Genomic DNA, 23,813 nt, shown 5'->3' with positions numbered 1-23,813 from the left:
CGAATGAAAGACCTGACGATCAACCCTGCCATTCCCTTTGACATGCCTGCGCTGTTCGAGGGTCGTCATCTGATCAACGGCGAATGGCTGGACAGCGCCTCGGGCGAAACCTTCGAGAGGTGTTCACCTTCACATGGTTATGTGGTGAGCCGTTCGGCTTTGGGTGGCGAGGCGGAAACAGAAGCCGCCATCAAAGCCGCGCGTCAGACCTTTGACAGTGGTGTCTGGAGCCGCGCTTCTGGCAAAGAACGTGCGACCGTGTTGCTCAAGATCGCCGATTTGATCGAGCAAAACGTTGACCGCATTGCAGTGATTGAAACGCTGGAGAGCGGCAAACCGATCAGCCAATCGAAAGGCGAGGTTGGCGGTGCGGCAGACCTTTGGCGCTATGCGGCCTCACTGGCGCGCAGCACGCATGGCGACAGCCACAACACGTTGGGCGAAGACATGATGGGTGTGGTGTTGAAAGAGCCCATTGGTGTCGTATCAATCATCACGCCCTGGAATTTCCCGTTCTGGATCCTCAGCCAAAAGCTGCCATTTGCGCTGGCTGCGGGTTGCACCGTGGTGGTGAAGCCCTCTGAGATGACGCCTTCGACAACTCTGATGCTGGGTGAATTGTTGATTGAGGCCGGTCTGCCAGCAGGCGTTTGCAATATCGTGTTGGGGTATGGCGTTCCGGTCGGCAGCGTGATGTCCAGCCATAACTGTGTGGATATGGTCAGCTTCACTGGCTCGACCGCCGTGGGTAAGACGATCAGCGCTGTCGCGTCTGGCACGCTCAAGAAAGTGGCGCTGGAACTTGGTGGTAAAAACCCGCAGGTGATCTTTCCCGATGCGGATTTGGAAGCTGCCGCAGATGCTGTTGTATTTGGTGTCTATTTCAATGTCGGCCAATGCTGCAATTCCAGCAGTCGGATCATCGTGCATGAAGACATTGCCGAGGCGTTTCGAGACCGAGTTGTCGCCCTGTCTCGCAAAGTTAAATTTGGTGATCCGCTGGATCCGACGACACAGGTCGGCGCGATTGTGACACCCGAACATAACGCGAAGATCGACGCCTATGTCAAAGCGGCGAAAGACGCTGGCGCGACCATCGCGTTGGGCGGCGCTCCGCTTCAGGTCGAGGGTCTGGGCGATCAATTCTATCAACCGACGGTAATTTCAGACGTCGCGCCGGAAATGCCCATCGCTCGGGACGAGGTATTTGGCCCGGTCCTATCGGTGCTGACGTTCAAAACACTGGACGAAGCCATCACTCTGACCAATGATAGCGCTTACGGTCTGTCGGCAGGGGTCTGGAGCGAAAACGTTCACACCTGCCTGGAATTCGCCCGTCGTGCAGAAACGGGAACGGTCTGGACCAACACCTGGATGGACGGCTTTCCCGAACTTGCGTTCGGTGGCTTCAAACAATCCGGGCAGGGGCGGGAAATCGGACGTTACGGGTTCGAGGAATTTTTCGAGGTAAAATCAGTGGTCATGCGTATCGGCAACAGTCGTGCGCCATGGGTGTCACAAGACTAAGACGGGGTGCCGCAAAAGGGGCCCGCCAAGGAAGATCGCATTTAGGGAGGAAACAAGAATGCGTAATCTACTGAAGACCAAATCTCTGATCGTCGCCGGTCTGCTTTGCACGACCAGCCTTGCTCAGGCAGAAGAGGTTGAAGTTCTGCACTGGTGGACGTCGGGCGGCGAAGCTGCGGCGCTGAATGTGCTGAAAGATGACCTGTCTGGACAGGGCATCGATTGGACCGACATGCCCGTCGCCGGTGGCGGTGGTGAGCAAGCCATGACCGTTCTGCGTGCCCGTGTCACAGCCGGAAACGCACCCACAGCCGTGCAGGCACTGGGTTTTGACATTCTGGACTGGGCCGGTCAGGGCGCGTTGGCGGATCTGAACGATGTTGCGGCCCAGGAAGGCTGGGACGATGTCGTTCCGGACGCGCTCAAGGCTTTTGCCAAGCATGACGGCAAGTGGGTTGCGGCACCGGTCAACGTGCATTCGACTAACTGGGTATGGGCCAACAAGGCTGTTCTGGATGCCAATGGTATCGCTCAACCAACCAATTGGGATGAGTTTGTGGCCGCTGTCGAAGCGCTGAAAGCCGCTGGTATCACCCCGATCGCACATGGCGGTCAGGCCTGGCAGGATGCGACCATCTTTGATGCGGTGGCGATGTCCACGCTTGGCCCAGACGGCTACAAAGCAGCGTTCATCGATCTGGACGAAGGAACTCTGGGTGGTGACGCTATGAAAGAGGCCTTCGACCGCATGGCCTTTATTCGCGACAACGTTGACGAGAACTTCTCGGGCCGCGACTGGAACCTTGCAACGGCGATGGTCATCAATGGCGAGGCCGGTTTCCAGATGATGGGCGACTGGGCGAAAGGTGAGTTCCTGGGCGCGGGTAAAGTCCCGGGCGAGGATTTCCTGTGCTTCCGTTTCCCCGGCACGCAGGATCAGGTCACCTTCAACGCCGACCAGTTCATGATGTTCGATCAGGGTGGCTCGGTTTCGGCTGAACAGGCCGCCTTGGCCAGCGCGATCCTGTCGCCGTCGTTCCAGATTGCGTTCAACAAGGTCAAAGGCTCGGTGCCTGCGCGTACGGATGTGGATGGCAGTGATCTGGATGCCTGCGGACAGCAGGGCATGAAGGATCTGGCTGCGGCTGCATCATCGGGCAATCTGTTCGGCTCGATGGCGCATGGTCACGCAGCGCCTGCTTCGGTGAAGAACGCGGTCTATGACGTGGTCACCGCCCATTTCAACGGCGAATATGACAGTGAAACGGCAGTGGTCGAGTTGGTCGACGCTGTTTCGATTGCCAAGTGATCCTAACGTGATCCTCCCGATGGGGCGGCGGTGCAGCCGCCCTGTCACCTTAGGGGCGTGAACGCTCCGATCTTTTGCACTCGAACGAGGAGGGCGCGCCATGGCTGCTTCAGCCGACGCGGATTTCAAGACACGCCTTCAGAACTGGATACCCAAGCTGGTCCTGTCACCATCGCTGGCGATGATGCTGGTCTTTGTCTACGGCTTCATTCTGTTTTCGGTCTATCTGTCATTCACAGACAGCCGCATCCTGCCAACCTTCGGCTGGGTCGGTTGGGAGAACTACGACAAGCTGTGGCGGTTGAGCCATTGGGAGACCTCGCTGATCAATATGGGGATCTTTGCGAGCCTCTATATCGTGATCTGCACCTGCATCGGGCTTGGGCTGGCAATCTTCCTCGATCAGAAAATCCGTGGTGAGGGGCTGCTGCGTCCGATTTATCTATACCCCATGGCGCTGAGCTTCATCGTCACAGGCACCGCCTGGAAATGGTTCCTCGACCCCGGCATCGGTCTTGAGAACGTGATGCACACATGGGGTTGGACCAGTTTCGAGTTCGATTGGATCAAGAACCGTGATTATGCGATTTATACCGTCGTTCTGGCGGCGGTCTGGCAGACCAGTGGCTTCGTTATGGCCATGTTCCTTGCGGGTCTGCGCGGCATCGACAACGAAATTCTGCGGGCAGCACAGATGGATGGGGCCTCGAACTGGAACCTCTATCGTCGGATCATCATCCCCCAGCTAAGACCCGCGTTCCTGTCGGCCTTCGTTATTCTCAGCCACCTCGCGATCAAGACCTTTGACCTTGTAATCGCCCTGACCGGAGGTGGGCCGGGCCGTGCAACCGAACTGCCTGCGACGTTCATGTATTCCTACACCTTCACGCGGAACCAGATGGGGATCGGCGCGGCCTCTGCCACGATCATGTTGATGACCATTGCAGCGATCATGATCCCCTATCTGTATGCAGAACTGCGGGAGAAACGCTGATGTCTCAGGCAACTCAGGATACCGCAATTCGCACGGGCCGCGTCACGCGCACGCTGATCTATCTGGTGCTGCTGCTGTTCGGTCTGTTCTATCTGCTGCCGCTTTATGTGATGCTGGTGAACTCGGTCAAACCGTTGGAAGAGATCACCGGCGGTGGCATGATGAACCTGCCGCAGGTGTTCACGATAGAACCCTGGCTGAAGGCCTGGTCCTCGGCTCAGATCGGAGTCGATCCAACCGGGTTGAAGCCCTATTTCTGGAACTCGATCAAGATGGTGGTTCCGGCCGTGATCGTCTCGACCATCCTCGGAGCTCTGAACGGTTATGTGCTGACCAAATGGCGCTTCAAGTATGACACCATCCTGTTTGGCCTGATGCTGTTTGCCTGCTTCATCCCATTTCAGATCGTCCTGATCCCAATGGCACGGATGCTAGGCATCATCGGTTTGGCGGGCACGACCTGGGGTCTCGCGTTGGTCCACGTGGTTTACGGGATAGGTTTCACCACGCTGTACTTCCGTAATTACTACGCCGTGTTCCCGACCGAATTGATCCGGGCGGCGCAGATCGATGGCGCGGGCTTCTTCCAGATCTTCTGGCGCATCCTGCTGCCCAGTTCCGGGCCGATCGCCGTGGTGTCGATCATCTGGCAGTTCACCAATATCTGGAATGACTTCCTGTTTGGTGCGTCTTTTGCGGATGCAAATAGTCAGCCGATGACGGTGGCGCTGAACAATCTGGTGCAGTCGTCAACCGGTGTGAAAGAATACAACGTTCATTTCGCAGGCGCCATTCTGGCCGCCATGCCAACTCTGCTCGTCTACATCGTGGCCGGTCGATATTTCGTCCGCGGCCTGATGGCGGGTTCGGTGAAAGGATAAGACCTGATGGGTTTTCTGGACATAGATAATGCGACCAAATCCTATGGGTCGGTCGAAGTTCTGCACAAAGTCGATATCTCGGTGCAGGAAGGGGAATTCCTTGTGCTTGTCGGCCCCTCGGGCTGTGGCAAGTCGACTTTGCTGAACATGATTGCAGGGCTCGAAGAGATCACCAGCGGAGAAATTCGCATCAAGGATCAGGTGATGAACGGGGTGCACCCCTCCAATCGTAACATTGCAATGGTGTTCCAAAGCTACGCGCTTTACCCGAACATGACGGTCGGACAGAACATCACCTTCGGGTTGGAGATGCATGGCGTTCCGAAACCTGAACGGGACAAGGCGATGCAAGAGGTCGCCAAGTTGTTGCAGATCGAGCAGTTACTTGATCGAAAGCCCGGTCAGCTTTCCGGCGGACAGCGCCAGCGGGTTGCGATGGGGCGGGCGTTGGTGCGGAATCCGGATGTGTTCCTGTTCGACGAACCGCTGTCCAACCTCGACGCCAAGTTGCGTGTCGATATGCGGACTGAGATCAAGAAGCTGCATCAGAACCTTGGCACAACCATCGTCTACGTCACCCATGATCAGATCGAGGCGATGACTCTTTCCAGCCGCATCGCGGTCATGAATGGCGGGTACGTGCAACAGCTGGGTACGCCCCAGGAGATCTACGACGCCCCCGCAAATATCTTCGTGGCGACCTTCATGGGCTCACCTGCGATGAACGTGGTGCCTGCGAAAGTGGCTGTTCTGAACGGTCGTCCGCATGCCGAGGTTGCTTTGCACGACGGGTCAATGGCGCAACTGCCTTTCAGCCAGGATAACCTGTCTGCATGGGATGGGCGTGAGATTCTGCTGGGCATTCGTCCAGAGACGATTACCGACATGGATGGCGCAGATCGTAAATCGACGAACATCGCGCAGATGACCAATCGGATTGTTGTTACGGAACCCGCAGGCTCTGACACCTTTGTGTCGATGACACTTGGAGGGCAAGACGTGATTGCAAGGATGCGCTCGGATGCCGAGGTGGCACCGGGTCAGGACTTCCCCTTTGCCGTAAACATGGAAAAGGCGGTGGCCTTTGATCCTGAAAGCGAGATGCGGATCGCCCTGTGACACAAGCCGACATCATAATCATCGGGTCCGGGATTGGCGGGGCAACGCTCGCTGCTGCGCTGGCCCCGTCGGGTCGCCGCATTCTGATCCTTGAGCGAGGGGAGCATCTACGCCCCTCGCCTCAGGATCGGGATCCAAAAGCGATTTTTGGTGATGGCTGTTTTCGTCCGGACGAGACCTGGCTTGACGGAGAGGGTCGGCCGTTCAACCCTGGGAACTACTATCGCGTCGGCGGCAACTCCAAGTTCTACGGAGCCGCTTTGATACGGTATCGGAAGGAGGACTTTCAGCGCCGTCAGCATATGGGAGGTGAAGCCCCCGGCTGGCCGATTTCCTACGAGGAGCTGGAGGCCGACTATACGGCTGCTGAACAGCTCTACGATGTGCATGGAACGACTGATGAAGATCCAACCGAGCCCGAGCATAGCGCGAACTATCCGCACCCTCCGGTGCCGGATGAGGCAGACATCGCGGATTTGCGGGATAGCTTGCGCCGTTGCGGGTTGACGCCATCCTCTGTCCCTTTGGGCGTGGATATCGAAACATGGCTCGCCGCGGGCCAAACCACATGGGATGCGTTTCCAAACACTTGCGGTGGCAAGATGGATGCGGAAACGCGGGCGCTTGCGCAGGCTCTGACCTACAAGAATGTCGATCTTCTGACCAAAGCATCTGCCCAAAAACTGATCGCCGGAGACGACGGACAGATAACCGGTGTTGAGGTCGAGGGGCAGGGTACGTTTGCGGCCCCATTGGTCGTGTTGTCCGCAGGGGCGGTGCAATCCGCAGCCCTGTTGTTGAATTCTGCCAATGAAAATTGTCCGACGGGTCTGGCAAACCGCTCGGATCAGGTGGGACGGAACTTTATGAACCATAATTGTTCAGCCGTGCTTGCCCTGCATCCATTTCGCAGGAACCGGGCCATCTATCAGAAAACACTGATGTTCAATGATTATTACAATGGTGATGGCAAGGGTGGCTTCCCGCTCGGTAATATCCAGATGCTGGGCAAGATCACGGGCCCCATTCTAGCGGCGCAGACCCGTTTGCCGGGTCTGATTGCAAACCTGATCGCGAACAGAAGCTTTGATTTCTATGCGATGTCTGAAGATCTGCCAAACCCAGAAAGCCGCGTAACAATTAACCGGGGTCAAATCTGTCTCGACTGGAAACGGTCGAACTGGGCTGCGCATGAAGCACTAGTTAAGAGACTGAAATCCCATCTGCGGAGGGCGGGTTTCCCGATTGTGTTATCGCGGCCCTTTGATCGCCGAACACCTTCTCATCAATGCGGCACGGCGCGTATGGGGGCGGACCCGAAAGGCAGTGTCGTTGACATCTACTGCCGCAGTCACGACCACAGGAACCTGTTCATCGTTGATGCCTCGGTGCTGCCGACATCTGCTGCGGTAAATCCGGCGTTGACCATTGCTGCACTGGCACTTCGAGCGGGCCGTCACATCATCGAGACGGAGTTCGCAGCATGACCGGAATCGCCTTGGTCACAGGGGGGCAGCAAGGCATTGGTCTTGGTATCTCACGCGCGTTGATTGCGGCTGGGTACAAGGTGGCGTTGGCTTCACAGTATGCGATTGACGCACCGGTGGTGCAGGAGGCTTTGACCGAGCTTGGCGCAAACGCTTTCTATGTTCAGCATGACGTGTCTGACATCTCGCGCGTTCCGGCACTGCTGGATCAGATCGAGGCTGAAGCGGGTCCTGTCACGACGCTGATCAACAATGCAGGCGTCGGTGCACCTGTGCGCGGTGACATGCTGGATCTTAAGCCCGAGAATTGGGACTTCGTCCAGAATATCAACACGCGCGGCGCATTCTTTCTGGCGCAAGAGGTGGCGCGGCGCATGTTGGAGCTGCCGCAGGACATCTATCGCTCGATCATATTCGTGACCTCGGTCAGCGCCACGATGGTCTCAATCGAACGCGCTGAATATTGCGTATCAAAGGCGGCCGCTGCGATGATGGCGCAGCTTTTTTCCGTTCGCCTTGCGCCCCACGGGATCGGAGTTTTTGAGCTGCGACCCGGTATCATCGCCACCGAGATGACGGCGGGTGTCCGTGACACATACACCGATCGGATCGAAGGCGGTCTGGTTCCTGCAGCGCGCTGGGGCGTGCCCGAAGATATCGGGTCCGTCGTCATACCGCTTGTTCAGGGGCATATGCACTTTTCCACCGGCACCACCATTGCGGTGGATGGTGGCCTGTCAATTCCACGTCTTTAGATCAGGACACATCAGAATGTCTGAAGGGTATGATTTCATTGTCATCGGGGGCGGCTCGGCCGGTTCGGTCATTGCCGCGCGCCTGTCCGAAGAGCCTGCAGCGAAAGTATTGCTGCTCGAGGCCGGATCGACGGACCGCCACCCGTTTTTTCACTTGCCGGCTGGTTTTGCCAAGATGACCAAGGGCATTGGCAGCTGGGGCTGGTCCACCGTTCCGCAAAAACATATGCAGAACAAGGTCTTCAACTATACTCAAGCCAAGGTCATCGGGGGCGGTTCTGCGATCAATGCGCAGATTTATACGCGCGGGGCAGCGCAGGATTACGACGACTGGCGGCAAATGGGGTGCGAGGGCTGGAGCTATGCCGACGTGCTGCCCTATTTCAAGAAGTCCGAGGACAACGATACCTATGACAACGACTTCCATGGCAAGGGCGGGCCGATGGGTGTGTCGATGCCGGCAGCACCTCTGCCGATTTGCGATGCCTATATCAAAGCCGCTGGGCAGCTCGGCATTCCCGAAACGCGGGACGTAAATGGCGCAAAGCAGGACGGTGCAGGGTATTACCAATTGACCCAGCGCAATGCGCGGCGCTCGTCCGCTGCGATGGCCTTTATCGCACCGAACCGTAGTCGATCCAACCTGACCGTGCGCACCGGGGCTCAGGTCCGTCGTATCATGGTGGACAAGGGTCATGCGATTGGCGTCGAAATGATGAGTGGCGACAGGATCACCGCCGCGAAAGAAGTCATTCTATCCTCGGGTGCCATCGGATCGCCGCGTTTGCTGCAGCTATCGGGGATTGGTCCGGCTGACCATCTGGAAAGCCTTGGTATAAACACGATCCATGACCAACCGCAGGTTGGCGCGAACCTTCAGGATCATCTGGATCTCTATTCGATCTGTGAGGTTACCGGACCGCATACCTATGACCGATTTGCCAAGCTGCATCTCTCGGCCCTGGCCGGGTTGCAATACATCTTCACCCGGAAAGGCCCGGTCGCTTCAAGTCTCTTTGAAACGGGTGGTTTCTGGTATGCTGATCCCGATGCCCGATCCCCGGATATCCAGATGCATCTAGGCCTTGGCACCGGCATCGAAGCGGGTGTCGAGGCCATGCCAAACGGTGGCGTCACGCTGAATGCCTGCTTCCTGCGGCCCCGCTCACGCGGTACCGTGCGATTGCAAAGCGCTGACCCTGCGGCGATGCCCTTGATCGACCCCAACTATTTGGCCGATCCTTATGATCGCGAGATGTCCATTCGAGGCCTGAAACTGGTGCAGAACATCCTCGCGCAGGACGCGCTGAAGTCATATATCTTGGCCGAGCGTCTTCCGGGGCCGGGTGTGCAGACCGAACAGGAATATTTCGACTTCATCTGCGCGCATTCCAAAACCTCGCACCATTGCGCAGGCACCTGTCGTATGGGCAGAGATGCCGAGGCGGTATTGGATCCGCGTTTGAGGTTTAATGGGATCGAAGGGCTTCGTGTTGCGGATGCCTCGATCATGCCGACAGTCAATTCTTCGAACACCAACGCCCCGACCATCATGATCGGCGAGAAAGCCGCTGACATGATCAAACAAGATCAAGGTATCTTACAATGATCCGCCATATCGTACTGACCAAGTTCCGCCCTGATGTCACGGAAGAGACCGTTGAAACAATCTACGCAGGGCTCGCAGACCTGTCCGAGACCCTGCCAGGCGCAAGCGGATTTACCGGTGGCCGCAGTGAAAGTCCTGAACAGATTGAGCGCGGCTATATGCACGGTTTCGTAATCGATTTTGAAGATTGGGCGGCGCTTGAAACCTATCAAAACAATGAAGCCCACAAGGCGTTGAGCGCACAGCTAGTCGAAAATGCCGTCGGCGGGATCGACGGCATTCTGGTGCTGGATCTGGAGGTGTGAGGCGATGACTCTGATACTGCCAAATCTTGACGGGCAACTACAGCCGTACACTCTGAGCGGAACGCCATTGGTGCCACGTGCGCCTAAAGTGCCGCTGACACGCACGGCCTTTGCCGCCGCGCATGTGGTCTCGGACCCGCTGGCCGAGCGGAACCCCTGGGATGGACGCCCCGCAGTGGATTGGGATGCCACGCTGCAATTCCGACAAGGGCTTTGGGATCAGGGTCTGGGGCTGGCCGAAGCGATGGACACGGCGCAGCGGGGCATGGGCGTCGATTGGGAAACTGCGCTGGAGCTAATTCAGCGCACGATGCAGGCGGCCCGTGCGCACCCGTTGTCGCCCCGTGTTGCATGCGGGGCAGGGACCGATCATCTACCGCTGAGCGCGCTGAACACTGCGGGTGAGATTTTGTCCGCCTATGAGCATCAGGCCGAAGCGATCGAGGCCGTAGGCGGCCAGTTGATCCTGATGGCATCGCGTGCTTTCCCGGCAATTGATGCCGGGCCACAGATCTATCATGACGTCTATCGGGCGTTGATCGATGGGGCGGCTGAGCCCGTGATCTTGCATTGGTTGGGAGATATGTTTGATCCAGCGCTAATGGGCTATTGGGGCCACAGGAACGTCGCAGCGGCCAGCGATTTTGTTCTGAACCTGATCAATGAAAATCCGGACAAAGTAGACGGGATCAAGATATCTCTGCTGGATCAGACCCATGAAGAAGCCTTTCGCACCCGGCTTCCGCCCAACGTGCGCCTCTATACTGGTGACGATTTTAACTATGCCGACCTGATCGCCGGAGATGGTACGCATTTCTCGCACGCTTTGCTTGGTATCTTCGCGGCGATTGCACCGGCGGCAAGTCAGGCACTTGAGGCGCTCGCATTGGGTGAAATGGACCGCTATCAGGCGTTGTTTGCGCCGACGGTGCCCCTGAGTCGCGAGATTTTCAAAGCACCGACTCAGTTCTACAAGGCTGGGATCGCCTATCTGGCCTGGCTGAACGGCGCGCAGTCTCACTTTGTCATGCCCGGCGGTTTCCAGTCCAGTCGTGACATTTGCCACTATGCAGAGGTCTTCCGGCTTGCGGACAGGGCTGGTTTGCTCTCGGATCCGGAACTGGCTAAAGCACGGATGATCACGTTGCTGAACCTGCACGGAGTTGAACAATAATCTGAATGCGAAGACCGACGATCATAGATGTGGCCAGAAAGGCAGGCGTTTCGAAATCGACGGTCAGTCTTGTCCTGCAAGGCAGCGCTCAGGTGAAGTCCGAAACCCGGACGCTGGTGCACGCTGCCATGAAAGAGATCGGTTATGTCTATAACCGGTCGGCTGCAAATCTGCGCTCGACCGGAACCGCTCTCATTGGTTTGGTGATCAACGATCTGACCAACCCGTTCTTCACGGAGTTTGCGACATCATTGCAGATGGCGTTGGGCTCTCGTGGCTATGCGGTGGTCGTAGCCAACACCAATGAAGACCCCGCGCTTCAGGATCAGGTCATTGGCGCGATGCTGGAACATGGCGTGTCGGCTTTGATCGTGTCCCCGGCTTATGGGGATGTATCCCGAACATTTGCCGCCGTTGAACGGGCGGGCATACCTCTGATGCAAGTCCTGCGTCAGGTCGAGAGCAACACAAAAACTTTCCCATTCATTGCGCCGGACTATACCGAAGGCGGGCGCATCGCGACGCGACACCTCATTGAAACCGGGGCAAAGAAAATTGCGTTTGTCGGCGGGTTGGAAGGGCGTAAGGTTACTCATGAAAGGTATTCTGGATACCTGGAAGTGATGGAAGAAAACGGTCTGGCCCCGCTCGTATTAACTGGCCGCAGCAGCCGCGTGTTTGGGCATACCGCGGCCGTTCAGCTGTTCGCAGATCAGCCAGATTGCGACGCAGCAGTTTGTTTCAATGATCTCGTTGCATTCGGGATGATCAACGCCTGTCACGAAGCCCAAAGACAGATTGGTGCGGATTTTCAGATGATCGGGTTTGACGACATCGCAGAGGCTTCGGAGTATTGGCCTGCGCTCTCCACAGTGCATTGCGGTGTTCATGGGTTTGGAGAGAAGATTGCCGATATGATTGTTGGCTGGCTACAGGGCACAACCAAACCCCAACCTTGCCTGCGTACACCGGTACGGCTCGTACTCAGGCAGACGACGCGCGGTTCTTGAGCCGGGAAAGTTCAGAAATTGGGCGCTGTCACCAAGCAGATCAGGTGCGCGCCTTTTCGAATGCGGACCAGGCGGCTTCGAACGCGGCAAAGTCGAACCCTTCGGCGCGGGCAGGTTCCAACACCAGCTTTTCGGTCTCAAGCAGTTTGTGGATCGCATCGGCCAGCCTAGGGATGTCTTTCTCAGGGATCACCAATGCACCGTGACGGTCGGCGTGGATCAGATCGCCATCTTCAACCATCATGCCGAACACGGTGACCGGAGTGCCGATTTCGCGGACATGAACAAATGCGTGGCTGGGCCCCACAGAGCCGGCGATGACGGGGAACCCCTCGGGCAGGTCACCCAGATCACGCATCACGCCATTGGTCAGCGCGCCGGACAGGCCAAAGCCTTTGTGAATGGTGGTGTTGATTTCACCCCAATAGGCACCAATGGCGTTTTCGCCATCCACATCCTCGACGACCGCGATACCGGGGCGGGGGCCTTCGGCCATGTGGCGGTAATAGTCCATGCGGCGGGTTTTTATGATATCGACGGGCTCAGATGGGGGTTCGACAGCCGCGATCTTGGCCGTGCGGGCATATCCGACGACTGCTCCGGCATCTGGGTCGCTGCACAGTACAGTGCCACGCGTGAACTGGTCGAAACCGCGCCCGCCTTGGGCGACCTCGATCGCGTTGCAGACGGTCGGTGTATCTACCGATTTCAATAGAGTCAGCAATTCATCATTCATCGTCAACATCCTTCAGCCAGCGGCGCAGGGCCTGCGTGGTTTCAACCGATTTCTCAAGTGTCGGCAGATGCCCTGCATTCTCGATGATAACCAGCTCGGATCGCGGTAGCAGATCGTGCATCAACTCATGGCGAGAGATCGGGCAAAGCTTGTCTCCGCGTCCGCACAGTACCAACGCAGGTTTGTCGAAACCGCGCAGCGTTGCGGTTTGATCGGGCCTGTCGCGCAATGCGATTGACTGCTCGCAGAAGACATCCGGTCCGAGCTCCAGCGCCATCTCCATGCACAAATCCAGTATCTCGGCCCGGTTTTCACCATCGCTGAGATAGTTGGGTTTCATCTCGTCCCGCATCACATTTTCAAGCCGTCCGGCACGCGCAGCTTCCATCTGAGGTCCACGGCGTGCCTGGACTTCGGGCAATTCTGCGAGCGGGTTTGTGTCCATCAGCGCCAGTCCGACAATGCGGTCGGGCGCTTGCCGCACGATCTCCATGGCGACAATGCCACCCATGGACAAACCGCCCAGCGCAAACCGTTCCGGCTGGGTCGCGAGGATTTGCGCAGCCAGCCCGGCCATCGTATCGCTACCCGACAGTTCAGGCACCGATACAGCACGTTCGGCCGAGAGCGCTTCGATCTGAGGTGCAAAAAGCCGGGCGTCACACATCATGCCTGGCAGCAGAACAAGTGGAGTCATCTCTTTTCCCTAAACGGACGCGGCGCCTTCCGACAGGGCAGCAAGCTTGGCATAGGCAATGGAAGGATCAACGGCACCGAACCCGGCAAAGGTGCCAAAGCCGCAATCACTACCTGCGATGACTCGTTCGGCTCCGACGATGTCCGTAAATCTGGCGATACGTTGGGCCACAAGTTCCGGATGCTCAACAAAATTCGTCGTGGTGTCGACGACCCCGGGCACCAGCACCTTGTCATCCGGGATATCCGCTTTGCGATCCCGGAACACTGTCCATTCGTGCCCGTGGCGCGGATTTGATGTTTCAAACAGAACATAGCGCGATTTGGTCGCCATCAGAGTGTCAAACATCTTGGACATCGGGATATCGCACAGATGCGGACCTTCGTAGTTACCCCAGCAAATGTGCACGCGCACCTTTTCAGCCGGCACATCCGAGAGCGCGTGGTTCAGTGCATCGACATGCATCTGCGCCACTTTGATGAACTCATCATCCGACAATTCAGTGAACAACATGTGCCGCGACAGGGCCAGATCCGGACAATCTAACTGCAGGTCCAGACCAGCGGCCACGATGGTCTCATATTCCTCTTTCATCGCATTGGCGAGTGCGGCCAGATAAGCTTCGCGCGATTTGTAGAAATCGTTCTGCAGGAATAGTGAGATCACGCCGGGGCTGGCGGCGTTCATGAAGCCGCGCTTAATCCCGTGTTCCGCCATCGCGCTTTTGAGGTTGGCGATGTCCTTCTGCAGTTCATCCTGCCCTTTGGATCGGACCTCGCCCGTGCACATGGGGCGCGCGTATTGAGGTGTTCCGCCCGCATCGGCCAGCCGCTGCAGAAAACTCGGGAACATTTTTAGATCGGCTGGGGCATTGCGGGGGCTATCGCCCGAAAAGCCGGTATAACGATCTTTCACATAAGTCGCATAGCTGATCTTTGAGGTCTCACCGTCTGAGACAATATCGATCCCGGCATCCTTTTGCTGTTTGACCGTCTCTGAGACAGCGGCGGTAATACAAGCATCGAAAGCGTGCGTGTTATAAGACTCCCCGCGTTCGCGGGCAAAGATGAAGTCCACCACTTCCTGCGTGCGTGGCAGGCTGCCCACATGGGTTGTCAGAACTCGGGTCATCTTCGTCTCCTCAGTCTTGTTCCTTGTGGCAGTCTCATCGGGCGGGACCGGCTTTCTTCCGACCACCGCCCGGTGGGTCAAATGCCGATCCAGGTCGCGCCCGCTGGATCATCCGTTGCGGTGATGCGATACAAACCCGCCTGGCCTGTCATCGAGGGTGCCACGCTGTAGCGTTCGCCGGGCAGAACCAGCGCGGTGTCGCCACCGGACAAAGTGGTCACCACATCGTTGATAGCGATCCGCCAATGGCCGATGGCAGGCATAAGGACCACCGGCTTCACAGCTTCGACCAGAGTATCCACGCTGGAGCCGCGGGTCAGGAAATCGACCTCAAACCCGGGTTTGTCCCTTATGATCCCATTCTCGCCGATCACAATAGCGGGTTTGTCGGCGGCAAGCGCCATCAAGTCCCAATAGCGCGCGACGTATTTTCCGACCACATCTTCGACAGGAACCTCGGGATATTCCTTGAGCTGTTCGTCGCTCAGCAGCGGCATGGGTCGTACGTTGTGCGGCAGTTCCTGACCCTTCTTCGAGTCATAAAGCACTCCGTTATCGCCCAGCATAAGCCCGTGTGCCTGTGCGTCTTCGATGACCTGAGGCGCCCAAGTCACCCCTCCGCCCGCATCGTCACCGCCGAGGATCGACATAATCATTCCATAGTCCTGGCCAACGTTTTCAAACCCGCGGAAGATACCGGTCGGGATGTTGAAAATGTCACCTTCCTCGGCGATGAACTCGCCCGCTGTGCCGTAACGGCCCCAGAAGAACCGCCAGCGGCCTTTGGCGACAAAGAAGACCTCGGCCGTGGTATGACTGTGCAATGAGTTTCGGCATTTCGGGGGCTGCCCCGCTGCGCCAATGTTAAAGCCGATCTTGTCTGTAATGTGGACGTGCTGGTCGGGGCTTTCCGATACGCCGCCACCGACGATGGTGAAGTTCTCTTTCTGATCCGATCCGGGTGTGTGGGCGTCGATAAAGGCGGTTTTACAGGGCTGAAGCTCGCCATAGCGAACGATGCGGTTTTGGATGGTGCTCATGATGCTATCTCCTTGGTTTCGGGGGTTTGTGGGATCAAACCCCATGTCCCGGAGGTCGGTTGTTCAACCGCCGCGCGCGCAGGCTCGCACGGTGCGCGTGAAAGCGCTTCGCGGCTTGGCTGGCATCGAGATATGCACCCGCCTGGATCAATCAGACATCTCCAGTTTGCAGTAGGATCTGTTTCCAGATTGCAACTTCGTCATAGAGGCTGAATTCCCGACGCAGGCCCCATGGGCCGTATTCTGCATGGGACATGCCCATCACGTGTACTTTGACCCCAGTTGGCCGACCGAAAGCGCCCCAACCATCGTGGGTGCCGTCCAAAGACCAGCGCACCGAAGCTCTTGGCGGCATCATATCGCCGTCCATGCCGATCTGATGGTGGATTTTGAACGTCGCATTCGGGAACGAGGACCGCAGACCAATCCAGAACTCGCTGACCGCTTCGCGTCCAATGGCTTGTTTTGAACCAGCGTACTCACCGATCACGGCGCGATCATAATCAGCAAGAATATGGTTGAAATCCTTGTCCATGATGCGCGTCAGCGTCTCGGCATAGCGTGCGCCCCATTCGTTGTTGTTGCCGGTCCCGTGATAGCCACCGTCCACATCAATCTCAGGCGAAAAGGGGCGGCTCGCCTTTTCCGGACCGCCTTCTGAGGCGATCAGGTCGCGTGTATAATCCTCGGGCTCCAGACCTAGTTGGCGTACAAGTCCGCCATAATCGCGCACCAACCACTCGTCATAGATCGTTTCGCCTTTTGCTGCGCAATCCGCGATCACCCGGACCACCCACTTCTTGCCGCTGGCTTTCCCGAACTGACCATCCTGCAGATGGGTCGCAGTTGTTAGAAGCCGGTGAGAGGACAAGTGACCGTGTTCATCCGAGTGGGACCAGATTACATCTTCACCGTATAGCTGGCGATCCGGGAATTCATGGCAGGTCGCCATCGTTGATGCGATCACAGTCTGATTGCCATGGCTGATACCCATCGGGGTGCGCACCGGGATCTCAGGCGCATAATAGCGGTTTAACGTCTCAGTTCCGCGATCTTCCCAGATCTCTTTCGTGATCCCGAGAATGTAGTCCGGAAAGTCTTTCCATTTGTTCGCATAGGTCATGGGGTAAAGCCCTTTGGTTTTCGGGCCGAACCGCGCATTTTCAGCGGGCCGGGTATTTGAATGGTCTCAGATGCGGTGCCATCCTCGATGCGCGACAGAAGAACATCGACTGTGGCAGAAACCATTTGGTTGATTGGTTGCCTGATGGTCGTCAAGTCGTAGGCCGGCCAGGCGGCCATAGGCACGTCGTCGTAGCCGACGACGCTAATGTCACCAGGAACAGACAGGCCAAGTTCGAACCGAACAGTATCCATAACGGCAAACGCCATGTGGTCATTGCCGACAAATATCGCGTCGGGCCGATCCGAAGCGCTGCACAGCTTGCGCGCGATGGTCGAGGCGGTTTCCTGATTGTACTTGCCGTCTTCGATTGCGAATGGTTCAAGGCCGTGCTCTTTCAGTCCGTCCACAAACCCCCGCATGCGATCCACACCTGTCGAGGACTCCTGCCAGCCTGAGATGTGCGCAATCTTCTTATGGCCACCGCCCGCCAGGAAATGCGCGACAGTGCGCCCGCCCTGTATGTTGTCTGATGTGACCTGTGCCAGATTACCGGAAACCTGGCCCCGATTGAACATGACCACAGGGATACCTGCGTCGTCGCAACGCTTGGCGATATCGTTGGACATGTCGACCGAGGCTGTGATGATGCCGTCGACCTGAAAAGACAGCAGATCCTCGACGATCTTGGGTACGCTTTCGTCATTCTTGGCCATGAACAGCAGGATATGATAGCCGCGCTCCTTCAGCGCTCGATCGAGGTATTCCAGTGCCATTGGATAGAACTGGTTCTCAAGATAGGCCACAACCACGCCGATGATCCGGCTTTTTCCGGTGATCATTGCTCGCGCCAGCGTATTGGGTCGATACCCAAGTTCTTCGGCGGCTCTTTTGACTTTCTTGCGCGTTGCGGCTGATGCTGAAGCACCGGGGGTGAACACTCGGCTTACCGCTGATTGGCTGACACCCGCAAGGCGGGCAACGTCGAAGGATGTAACTTTCTCTGCCATCAGTCTGCCGTCCATCCGCCATCGATCAACAAGGAAGTGCCGGTGACAAGGCTTGAGGCATCCGACGCCAGGTAGAGGGCAGCACCGGTGATGTCACTGAGCTCGCCCACGCGGCCAAGCTTGATTTTTTCCTCGATCCAGGCCCGTCTTTCAGGAATGGCCAGTGTTTGTTCCCCCAAAGGCGTGCGGATGAAGGTTGGTGCGAGCGTGTTTACGCGGATGCCCAGTGGCCCCCATTCGATGGCCATAGCTTTGGTAAATCCTTCGACCGCGTGTTTGGTACCGCAATAGACCGCGCGATCAATGCCGCCAACCTGGCCCATCTGGCTGGTGATGTTGATCAGGCTACCGGATTTTTTCGCCGCGATCAGGTCGCGCGCCACCGCGCGGGTCAGAAAGTAGGCCCCTTTGAAATTCAGATCGCTGACCGTATCAAAATCAGCCTCGGAGGTTTCCAGCGCCGGGCTGTGCCGGGCGATACCTGCTGAGTTGATCAGGATGTCAAACGGACCGTTAGTGCCCACAGCAGCCTCGGTTGCAGCGATGTCAGCTACGTCCAAGGCAAGTGTGTTTGCATTCCAGCCCTTTGCTGCGAAAGCGTCGGCAAGATCGGTCAATTTGTCTTCGCGCCGCGCAGCCAGTGTTACCTCTGCCCCATGGCTGGCCAATGCGGTGGCGCAGGCCAGTCCGATGCCCGAGGAGGCTCCGGCCACAAGGGCGCGTTTGCCATCTAGGCGAAAGGACGGTGCAGGGGGCAAGTTCATCAGATATCTCCAACTGGGAAGGGCACGCGGCCCGGGACACGGGCCTTATTGAACTCGCGCAAACGTCGGAAGACGTCCACCCCCAATTGCCGATAAGCGTCCAGTATATCGACCATGACCCAGTTCTCGCGAATGCGCCCATCGGCGATCCGCCAGAAGTCGAGGCTGCGCATGGTGATTTTCTTGCCAGATGGTGCGATGCCCAACCACCCGTCATGTGTGACTGTTTGCACCATGTCGGGCCATCCCGTGACAGCGACGTAGGGACCGTCGCCAAAGAAGTGATAGGTGATCTCGTCCAGATACTGCCCGCGATCCGGCATGCCGGAAAGGAAGGGGATCTGGTGCCAGTTGCGGAACCCTAGAATGCCCCGGCAGGTACCGATTCCGGCCGGGCCGTACCAATTCATGTTCTCATGCCAGAATCGCGACATCTCCATCACTTCGGGCCCGCCCTGCGACGGATGCCGTTTCATGTGGTCCAGCATATCCACGATCAGGTCGCGGCTGGCTTTGCTGTCAGCTTCAGCATGCGGTCCGTGAGACAGGCCATCACTCGTTGCGGGGCCGGGAATAAAGATCTCGGCCCCAAGCGATGGAGCCATCGGCCAGGCACCGACCTGCATCATCACCTCGGGCAAGTCCCAGATCATCTGCATCTCGGTGATTTTGCCGTCCACGATGCAGTAATACTCGTGAAACCGCATATGAACCAAGTGACCCGAAGGCGGGATATCCAGCAATGGACCCACAAAGGTGCCAACGTAGTGCCCGCCGCAGCCGACCCAGTTGTTGCCGTGCTCATCTTCGCCAGCCATGATCAGCCATTCGCGCCTTTCGGCGTCAGGCCATGCGTGTCGCAACGGGGTCAGAACGTTGTCGAAAAACGCTGCCGGTCCGATCTGATCGCCGAAAGGATGACAGCAATGGAACACCGCATCCGGAGAACAGAGCGTGTCCAACGCGCGCCGAATGGCCGCGTCGTCCCAGTCGTATAACGCCATCCGCATCGGTGCCAGAAATTCGCGGTTCGTCATGTGGATGGACATGGATTACTCCGCAGCTTCAACCGGAACAACGGGCGCGCCATAAGGCACGTTGCGACCTCCGTAGCGGCGCACGCGAATGTTGCACTGTTCTGCGTGCCCGACAAAACCTTCCAGCATACACAGGCGTGAGCCATATTCGCCGATCAGCGCTGCGGCCTCATCAGTGGTTACCTTCTGATAGCTGTGCGTTTTCAAGAATTTACCGACCCATAGCCCACCCGTATAACGGCCTGCCTTCTTCGTGGGTAACGTGTGGTTGGTGCCAATCACCTTATCGCCATTGGCGACGTTCGTGCGGGGGCCGAGGAACAACGCCCCGTAAGAGTGCATGTTGTCCAGATACCAGTCGTCGCGATCAGTCATGATCTGAACGTGTTCATAAGCCATGTCATTGGCGACCTGCAGCATTTCCTCATGCGTATCGCACAGGATTATGTCGCCATAATCTTCCCACGAAGCCGACGCGGTTTCGCGCGTTGGAAGGATTTTCAAAAGCCGGTCAATCTCGGACAAGGTGTCCACGGCTAGGCTGCGCGAATTGGTAATCAGGCAGGCGGGTGAGTTGTACCCGTGTTCCGCCTGACCCAGCAGATCGGTGGCGCACATCTCGGCGTCGACCGTCTCATCTGCGATCACCATGGTTTCGGTCGGACCCGCGAACAAGTCGATGCCAACGCGGCCAAACAATTGCCGTTTGGCTTCAGCAACAAAGGCGTTGCCTGGACCGACGATCATGTGAACCGGATCAATGGTTTCAGTCCCTATCGCCATTGCGCCTACGGCCTGAATTCCGCCTAGCACGTAAATCTCATGCGCACCGCCCATATGCATTGCGGCGACAATCGCGGGGTGTGGCGCGCCATCGACCGGAGGGGCCGAGGCGATGATGCGTGGCACACCCGCCACCTGCGCGGTCAGCACGGACATATGGGCTGAAGCCACCATCGGGAATTTACCGCCAGGGACGTAGCAGCCAACTGACCGCACCGGGATGTTGCGATGGCCCAGAATGACGCCCGGCAGGGTTTCGACCTCGATATCCGTCATCGAGGCCCGCTGCGCCTCGGCAAATCGGCGGATCTGGGTCTGGGCGAACTTGATGTCCTCCATATCCCGGGTCGAGACCTTCTGCATCGCCGCCTCGATCTCGGAGGCATTCAGGCGAAACGATGCCGGGCTGTATCCATCGAACTTTTCGCTCAGCTCCCGGACGGCTGTGTCACCGCGATTTTCAATGTCGGACAGCGTCCCTTCGACAACTTTGCGCACCTTGGCGTCATCTTCGGCGCGCGCTTCTGAGGGTTTGCTGGTTTTTAGGTGTTCGATTGTCATATCAGCCTCCTAGGCCGTAGGATGTGCGCTATATTCAACGGGTGCTTCGAAGCCCCAGCCTCTGCCACGGAACACATCGCCCCCTAGTTGTTCGACGATGCTGGCAAAATCGACCCGCACAATGTTCTCGGCGATTCTGGACCCTTCGATGCGCCAGAAGTCGATGTAAGGGACGCGGATTTTCTGCCCGGTGGCCTTGATGCCCATGAAGTCACGTTCAAGCGTGGCATGGCAGGCCCCAAAACAAGCGGCCCAGTCGCCGTCTTGCATGAAATGAGGGGTCACGAAATCCCGGTTCCCGAAAAACTCGCGGAACGGCGAATACCAACCGCTTTCAAACTCTTCGAGGCCGTGTTTCAGGCCGCAGCCGTAGTTGGCATCCCAAACGAAATCCTCATGGAAGAATTCCGAGACATCGACGTCAGAACGTTGTAAGGCCGCTTCCATCGCCTGAACAACATCAAGCGGGCGTGCAGAAGCGCCCTGGCCCTGCTTTCCCCGCCACAGGCGTGCGACAGGCGGGTCAAGCCGATCCCAGCCCTTGCCTTCAAACACGTCCCATCCCAACTGGGCGGCAACGCTGGCCAGATCGACATTCACTTTGTTATAGGCGATGCGCCCGTCGCGAACCTGCCAGAAATCCACATATGGAATACGCAGCGGGCGACCCGTCGCCGGGATACCCATGAAGTCACCGGCATGGGTTGCATGGCAGGTGCCGATACAGGCCGCCCAGTCGCTATCCTCAAGCCACACCGTTGTGTCAAACTGGCGATTGCCGAAGGCGGTGCGGAAGGGCTCCTGCCATCCTTTCTGGAACTCATGGAGACCGGATTTGCGGCCGCACCCGGAATTACCGTCCCAGACAAAGTCTTCGTGAAACCAGGGCGACATGTCGGTCTCGGACCGCCCGAGCGCCTGTTCCATGCCTTTTACCAGTTCCAGGACGGATGCCATCATGCGCCTCCGTCGGGCCGTGGCGGCGTCGCCTCACCTCGATCGTAAGATTCCCAACCCATTCCGGCGAACACATCATGCCCCAGCTGAGCCAGCACATGCGGAAAATCGACCATCACCCAGTTGTCGACAATTTTCCCATCCACGACTTTCCAGAAATCCATATACCGGATCTCGACCCGTTTCCCGGTCGGTGCAAGACCCATGAATTCACCGGAATGAGTTGCTTCTTGACGGCCAAAGGCCGCGGCCCACTCTCCCATGTAGAGGCGGGCTTCATCGACGCAGATCTTGTCCGAAAACGCTGCCTGAAACGGGCGCTGCCAATTGTCCTGGAACTCTTTCAAGCCGTTTTTGGTGCCACAGCCGGTATTGCCCATCCAGCGAAAGCCTTCGGAAAAGAATTCTCCGATGTCGCTGATACGGTGATCATTCAGGCCATCTACCATCCCTTCGATGACAGCACGCGTTTCCGCGGTCTTGTTCATGTCCGTATCGCGGCTGAGCACGGCTTGTTCAGGGCGAGACCCCTTCATGGCAGCATTCTCCTATCTGGCTGACCTGTAAGCACTTTTGGTCACGTGGCGGCTTGCGCCGTGGTCGCCTCAGTCCAGGCGTTCCCCTGAGTTGGCATCGAACAGATGGCAAACAGATGCGGGAATATTCACGTTCACTGGTGTTCCAATCTCGGCCCGGTAATCTTTGCCCGCACGAACCGAGGCAATCGTACCCCCAAGTTTCAGGGTCACAATCGTTGCGTCGCCAAGCAGCTCTAGTGAATACAGCGGGGCAGCGGATGTCCCATCAGGGTCGAGGTTGGCGTCTTCGGCGCGAAAGCCCAGCGTCGTCTTGCCCTGGTGATTGGTCTGCAGACCCTCGATCCGGACATTTTCGCCGGTGAATACGCCGTTCTTCACTTCGCCTTCAAGCAGATTCATTGCAGGGCTGCCGATGAAGCTGGCTACGAATGTATTTGCTGGCGTGTCATAGATGTCAGTGGGTGTGCCCACCTGCTGAACCACCCCTTTGTTCATGACGACGACCCGATCTGCCAGCGTCATTGCCTCGATCTGATCATGGGTCACGTAAATTGTCGTGACCTGCAGTTCGTGGCTGAGGTTCTTGATCTGATGGCGTGTGGAAACACGCAGTTTGGCGTCGAGATTGGATAGCGGTTCATCCATCAGGAACACGTTCGGTTCTCGCACAATAGCTCGTGCCAGGGCGACCCGCTGTCGCTGACCGCCGGATAACTCGGCCGGGCGGCGATGCATGAATTCAGTGAGTTCGACCATCTCGGCTGCTCGTTCGACGCGCTCGTCATGGGTCGCTGGGTCCGTTTTCCGAACCTTCAGGGGAAAGCGGATATTCTCGTAAACATCCAGATTGGGGTAGAGCGCATAGCTCTGGAACACCATCGCTACGTCACGATCCTTCGGGTCCAGATCGTTCACAACTCGACCGTCAATCGTGATCTCGCCTTCGGTGACATCTTCCAGTCCAGCGATCATGCGCATTGTTGTCGTCTTGCCACAACCAGACGGGCCGAGCAGCACCAGAAACTCTTTATCCGCGATTGTCAGGTCAAAGTTGTGCACGCCAATAAATGACCCCCACCGCTTTGAAATGTTCTTCAGCTGAATCTCGGCCATGTCTGCTCCAAGCATTGCATGCGTTCTCAAAATTGTTGCCAAAGATTCGGAAAAATAGCAAGCGTAAGTTTTCTATGCCGATGCGTTCATCGCAAACTTTGACGGCAATATCAGTTATAAATTCAAGTAAATCATGATTATGCTGCGCTCAA

At 57.4% G+C, this 23,813-nt stretch carries 23 protein-coding genes; 11 read left to right on the top strand and 12 right to left on the bottom strand.

The window, feature by feature from the left end:
* Positions 1-3: 3 nt before the first annotated feature.
* The 11 genes from ACR0NF_RS13580 (at position 4) to ACR0NF_RS13530 (ending at position 12,170) form a co-directional block, all read left to right on the top strand.
* Positions 4-1,527 carry an aldehyde dehydrogenase family protein gene (locus tag ACR0NF_RS13580; RefSeq protein ID WP_480778417.1) on the top strand — a complete coding sequence of 508 codons (1,524 nt, stop codon included), beginning with the start codon at positions 4-6 and terminating at the stop codon, positions 1,525-1,527.
* Positions 1,528-1,585: 58 nt separating this feature from the next.
* Positions 1,586-2,836, top strand: a complete 1,251-nt coding sequence (locus ACR0NF_RS13575; RefSeq protein WP_480472012.1) for an ABC transporter substrate-binding protein — start codon at positions 1,586-1,588, stop codon at positions 2,834-2,836.
* A 100-nt stretch (positions 2,837-2,936) separates the two neighbouring features.
* Entirely contained in the window at positions 2,937-3,830 is an 894-nt protein-coding gene (locus tag ACR0NF_RS13570; RefSeq protein WP_480472011.1) for a carbohydrate ABC transporter permease, read from the top strand.
* Positions 3,830-4,711, top strand: a complete 882-nt coding sequence (locus ACR0NF_RS13565; RefSeq protein ID WP_068340098.1) for a carbohydrate ABC transporter permease — start codon at positions 3,830-3,832, stop codon at positions 4,709-4,711. The genes ACR0NF_RS13570 and ACR0NF_RS13565 overlap by 1 nt, the downstream gene beginning before the upstream one ends.
* 6 nt (positions 4,712-4,717) lie before the next feature.
* Positions 4,718-5,830, top strand: coding sequence for an ABC transporter ATP-binding protein (locus ACR0NF_RS13560; RefSeq protein ID WP_480668001.1), 1,113 nt, complete (start codon positions 4,718-4,720; stop codon positions 5,828-5,830).
* Positions 5,827-7,317, top strand: a complete 1,491-nt coding sequence (locus ACR0NF_RS13555) for a GMC oxidoreductase (RefSeq protein WP_480668002.1) — start codon at positions 5,827-5,829, stop codon at positions 7,315-7,317. The genes ACR0NF_RS13560 and ACR0NF_RS13555 overlap by 4 nt, the downstream gene beginning before the upstream one ends.
* Positions 7,314-8,072 carry a 3-ketoacyl-ACP reductase gene (locus tag ACR0NF_RS13550; RefSeq protein WP_480668003.1) on the top strand — a complete coding sequence of 253 codons (759 nt, stop codon included), beginning with the start codon at positions 7,314-7,316 and terminating at the stop codon, positions 8,070-8,072. The genes ACR0NF_RS13555 and ACR0NF_RS13550 overlap by 4 nt, the downstream gene beginning before the upstream one ends.
* Before the next feature lie 16 nt (positions 8,073-8,088).
* Complete coding sequence (locus ACR0NF_RS13545) at positions 8,089-9,681, top strand: GMC family oxidoreductase (protein ID WP_480778416.1); 1,593 nt, start codon at positions 8,089-8,091, stop codon at positions 9,679-9,681.
* Positions 9,678-9,986, top strand: coding sequence for a Dabb family protein (locus tag ACR0NF_RS13540; RefSeq protein WP_480778415.1), 309 nt, complete (start codon positions 9,678-9,680; stop codon positions 9,984-9,986). The genes ACR0NF_RS13545 and ACR0NF_RS13540 overlap by 4 nt, the downstream gene beginning before the upstream one ends.
* 4 nt (positions 9,987-9,990) lie before the next feature.
* Entirely contained in the window at positions 9,991-11,160 is a 1,170-nt protein-coding gene (locus ACR0NF_RS13535; RefSeq protein WP_480778414.1) for a dihydrodipicolinate synthase family protein, read from the top strand.
* Between the two features lie 5 nt (positions 11,161-11,165).
* A complete protein-coding gene (locus ACR0NF_RS13530; RefSeq protein WP_480778413.1) occupies positions 11,166-12,170 on the top strand; it encodes a LacI family DNA-binding transcriptional regulator in 1,005 nt (334 codons plus the stop codon).
* A 40-nt stretch (positions 12,171-12,210) separates the two neighbouring features.
* Here ACR0NF_RS13530 and ACR0NF_RS13525 read toward each other — a convergent pair whose 3' ends face one another.
* The 12 genes from ACR0NF_RS13525 to ACR0NF_RS13470 form a co-directional block, all read right to left on the bottom strand.
* Positions 12,211-12,906 (bottom strand): RraA family protein, encoded by a 696-nt coding sequence (locus ACR0NF_RS13525; protein ID WP_480472003.1) that lies wholly within the window; start codon positions 12,904-12,906, stop codon positions 12,211-12,213.
* On the bottom strand, positions 12,899-13,603 hold the full coding sequence (locus ACR0NF_RS13520) for an alpha/beta fold hydrolase (protein ID WP_480778412.1): 705 nt from the start codon (positions 13,601-13,603) through the stop codon (positions 12,899-12,901). The genes ACR0NF_RS13525 and ACR0NF_RS13520 overlap by 8 nt, the downstream gene beginning before the upstream one ends.
* A gap of 9 nt (positions 13,604-13,612) precedes the next feature.
* On the bottom strand, positions 13,613-14,734 hold the full coding sequence (locus ACR0NF_RS13515; RefSeq protein ID WP_480472001.1) for a cobalamin-independent methionine synthase II family protein: 1,122 nt from the start codon (positions 14,732-14,734) through the stop codon (positions 13,613-13,615).
* Between the two features lie 77 nt (positions 14,735-14,811).
* Entirely contained in the window at positions 14,812-15,774 is a 963-nt protein-coding gene (locus tag ACR0NF_RS13510) for a cupin domain-containing protein (protein WP_480472000.1), read from the bottom strand.
* Positions 15,775-15,925: 151 nt separating this feature from the next.
* Positions 15,926-16,897, bottom strand: a complete 972-nt coding sequence (locus ACR0NF_RS13505) for a nuclear transport factor 2 family protein (protein ID WP_480471999.1) — start codon at positions 16,895-16,897, stop codon at positions 15,926-15,928.
* Positions 16,894-17,910, bottom strand: a complete 1,017-nt coding sequence (locus ACR0NF_RS13500; RefSeq protein WP_480472896.1) for a LacI family DNA-binding transcriptional regulator — start codon at positions 17,908-17,910, stop codon at positions 16,894-16,896. The genes ACR0NF_RS13505 and ACR0NF_RS13500 overlap by 4 nt, the downstream gene beginning before the upstream one ends.
* Positions 17,907-18,671: an SDR family NAD(P)-dependent oxidoreductase gene (locus ACR0NF_RS13495; RefSeq protein WP_480778411.1), complete on the bottom strand. Its 765-nt coding sequence runs from the start codon at positions 18,669-18,671 to the stop codon at positions 17,907-17,909. The genes ACR0NF_RS13500 and ACR0NF_RS13495 overlap by 4 nt, the downstream gene beginning before the upstream one ends.
* Positions 18,671-19,720 (bottom strand): ester cyclase, encoded by a 1,050-nt coding sequence (locus ACR0NF_RS13490; protein WP_480471997.1) that lies wholly within the window; start codon positions 19,718-19,720, stop codon positions 18,671-18,673. The genes ACR0NF_RS13495 and ACR0NF_RS13490 overlap by 1 nt, the downstream gene beginning before the upstream one ends.
* A 3-nt stretch (positions 19,721-19,723) precedes the next feature.
* A complete protein-coding gene (hisD, locus tag ACR0NF_RS13485; protein ID WP_480471996.1) occupies positions 19,724-21,052 on the bottom strand; it encodes a histidinol dehydrogenase in 1,329 nt (442 codons plus the stop codon).
* Positions 21,053-21,061: 9 nt separating this feature from the next.
* Positions 21,062-22,009, bottom strand: a complete 948-nt coding sequence (locus tag ACR0NF_RS13480) for an ester cyclase (RefSeq protein ID WP_480471995.1) — start codon at positions 22,007-22,009, stop codon at positions 21,062-21,064.
* Positions 22,009-22,545 (bottom strand): ester cyclase, encoded by a 537-nt coding sequence (locus ACR0NF_RS13475; protein ID WP_480471994.1) that lies wholly within the window; start codon positions 22,543-22,545, stop codon positions 22,009-22,011. Before ACR0NF_RS13475 ends, ACR0NF_RS13480 begins: the two co-directional genes overlap by 1 nt.
* A gap of 69 nt (positions 22,546-22,614) precedes the next feature.
* Positions 22,615-23,661 carry an ABC transporter ATP-binding protein gene (locus ACR0NF_RS13470; protein ID WP_480471993.1) on the bottom strand — a complete coding sequence of 349 codons (1,047 nt, stop codon included), beginning with the start codon at positions 23,659-23,661 and terminating at the stop codon, positions 22,615-22,617.
* Positions 23,662-23,813: the final 152 nt, after the last annotated feature.

The organism is Ruegeria sp. CF4, assembly GCF_056537345.1.
The sequence above is the reverse complement of the archived record's forward strand: the minus strand, read 5'-3'. Positions and strand labels throughout refer to the sequence as shown.

Coding starts and splice junctions, on each gene's coding strand:
- ACR0NF_RS13505 (WP_480471999.1), bottom strand. CDS start 16,897: ATGACCTATGCGAACAAATGGAAAGACTTTCCGGACTACATTCTCGGG.
- ACR0NF_RS13535 (WP_480778414.1), top strand. CDS start 9,991: ATGACTCTGATACTGCCAAATCTTGACGGGCAACTACAGCCGTACACT.
- ACR0NF_RS13470 (WP_480471993.1), bottom strand. CDS start 23,661: ATGGCCGAGATTCAGCTGAAGAACATTTCAAAGCGGTGGGGGTCATTT.
- ACR0NF_RS13560 (WP_480668001.1), top strand. CDS start 4,718: ATGGGTTTTCTGGACATAGATAATGCGACCAAATCCTATGGGTCGGTC.
- ACR0NF_RS13545 (WP_480778416.1), top strand. CDS start 8,089: ATGTCTGAAGGGTATGATTTCATTGTCATCGGGGGCGGCTCGGCCGGT.
- ACR0NF_RS13565 (WP_068340098.1), top strand. CDS start 3,830: ATGTCTCAGGCAACTCAGGATACCGCAATTCGCACGGGCCGCGTCACG.
- ACR0NF_RS13540 (WP_480778415.1), top strand. CDS start 9,678: ATGATCCGCCATATCGTACTGACCAAGTTCCGCCCTGATGTCACGGAA.
- ACR0NF_RS13520 (WP_480778412.1), bottom strand. CDS start 13,603: ATGACTCCACTTGTTCTGCTGCCAGGCATGATGTGTGACGCCCGGCTT.
- ACR0NF_RS13475 (WP_480471994.1), bottom strand. CDS start 22,545: ATGAAGGGGTCTCGCCCTGAACAAGCCGTGCTCAGCCGCGATACGGAC.
- ACR0NF_RS13550 (WP_480668003.1), top strand. CDS start 7,314: ATGACCGGAATCGCCTTGGTCACAGGGGGGCAGCAAGGCATTGGTCTT.
- ACR0NF_RS13510 (WP_480472000.1), bottom strand. CDS start 15,774: ATGAGCACCATCCAAAACCGCATCGTTCGCTATGGCGAGCTTCAGCCC.
- hisD (WP_480471996.1), bottom strand. CDS start 21,052: ATGACAATCGAACACCTAAAAACCAGCAAACCCTCAGAAGCGCGCGCC.
- ACR0NF_RS13580 (WP_480778417.1), top strand. CDS start 4: ATGAAAGACCTGACGATCAACCCTGCCATTCCCTTTGACATGCCTGCG.
- ACR0NF_RS13530 (WP_480778413.1), top strand. CDS start 11,166: ATGCGAAGACCGACGATCATAGATGTGGCCAGAAAGGCAGGCGTTTCG.
- ACR0NF_RS13515 (WP_480472001.1), bottom strand. CDS start 14,734: ATGACCCGAGTTCTGACAACCCATGTGGGCAGCCTGCCACGCACGCAG.
- ACR0NF_RS13525 (WP_480472003.1), bottom strand. CDS start 12,906: ATGAATGATGAATTGCTGACTCTATTGAAATCGGTAGATACACCGACC.
- ACR0NF_RS13495 (WP_480778411.1), bottom strand. CDS start 18,671: ATGAACTTGCCCCCTGCACCGTCCTTTCGCCTAGATGGCAAACGCGCC.
- ACR0NF_RS13575 (WP_480472012.1), top strand. CDS start 1,586: ATGCGTAATCTACTGAAGACCAAATCTCTGATCGTCGCCGGTCTGCTT.
- ACR0NF_RS13480 (WP_480471995.1), bottom strand. CDS start 22,009: ATGGCATCCGTCCTGGAACTGGTAAAAGGCATGGAACAGGCGCTCGGG.
- ACR0NF_RS13490 (WP_480471997.1), bottom strand. CDS start 19,720: ATGTCCATCCACATGACGAACCGCGAATTTCTGGCACCGATGCGGATG.
- ACR0NF_RS13570 (WP_480472011.1), top strand. CDS start 2,937: ATGGCTGCTTCAGCCGACGCGGATTTCAAGACACGCCTTCAGAACTGG.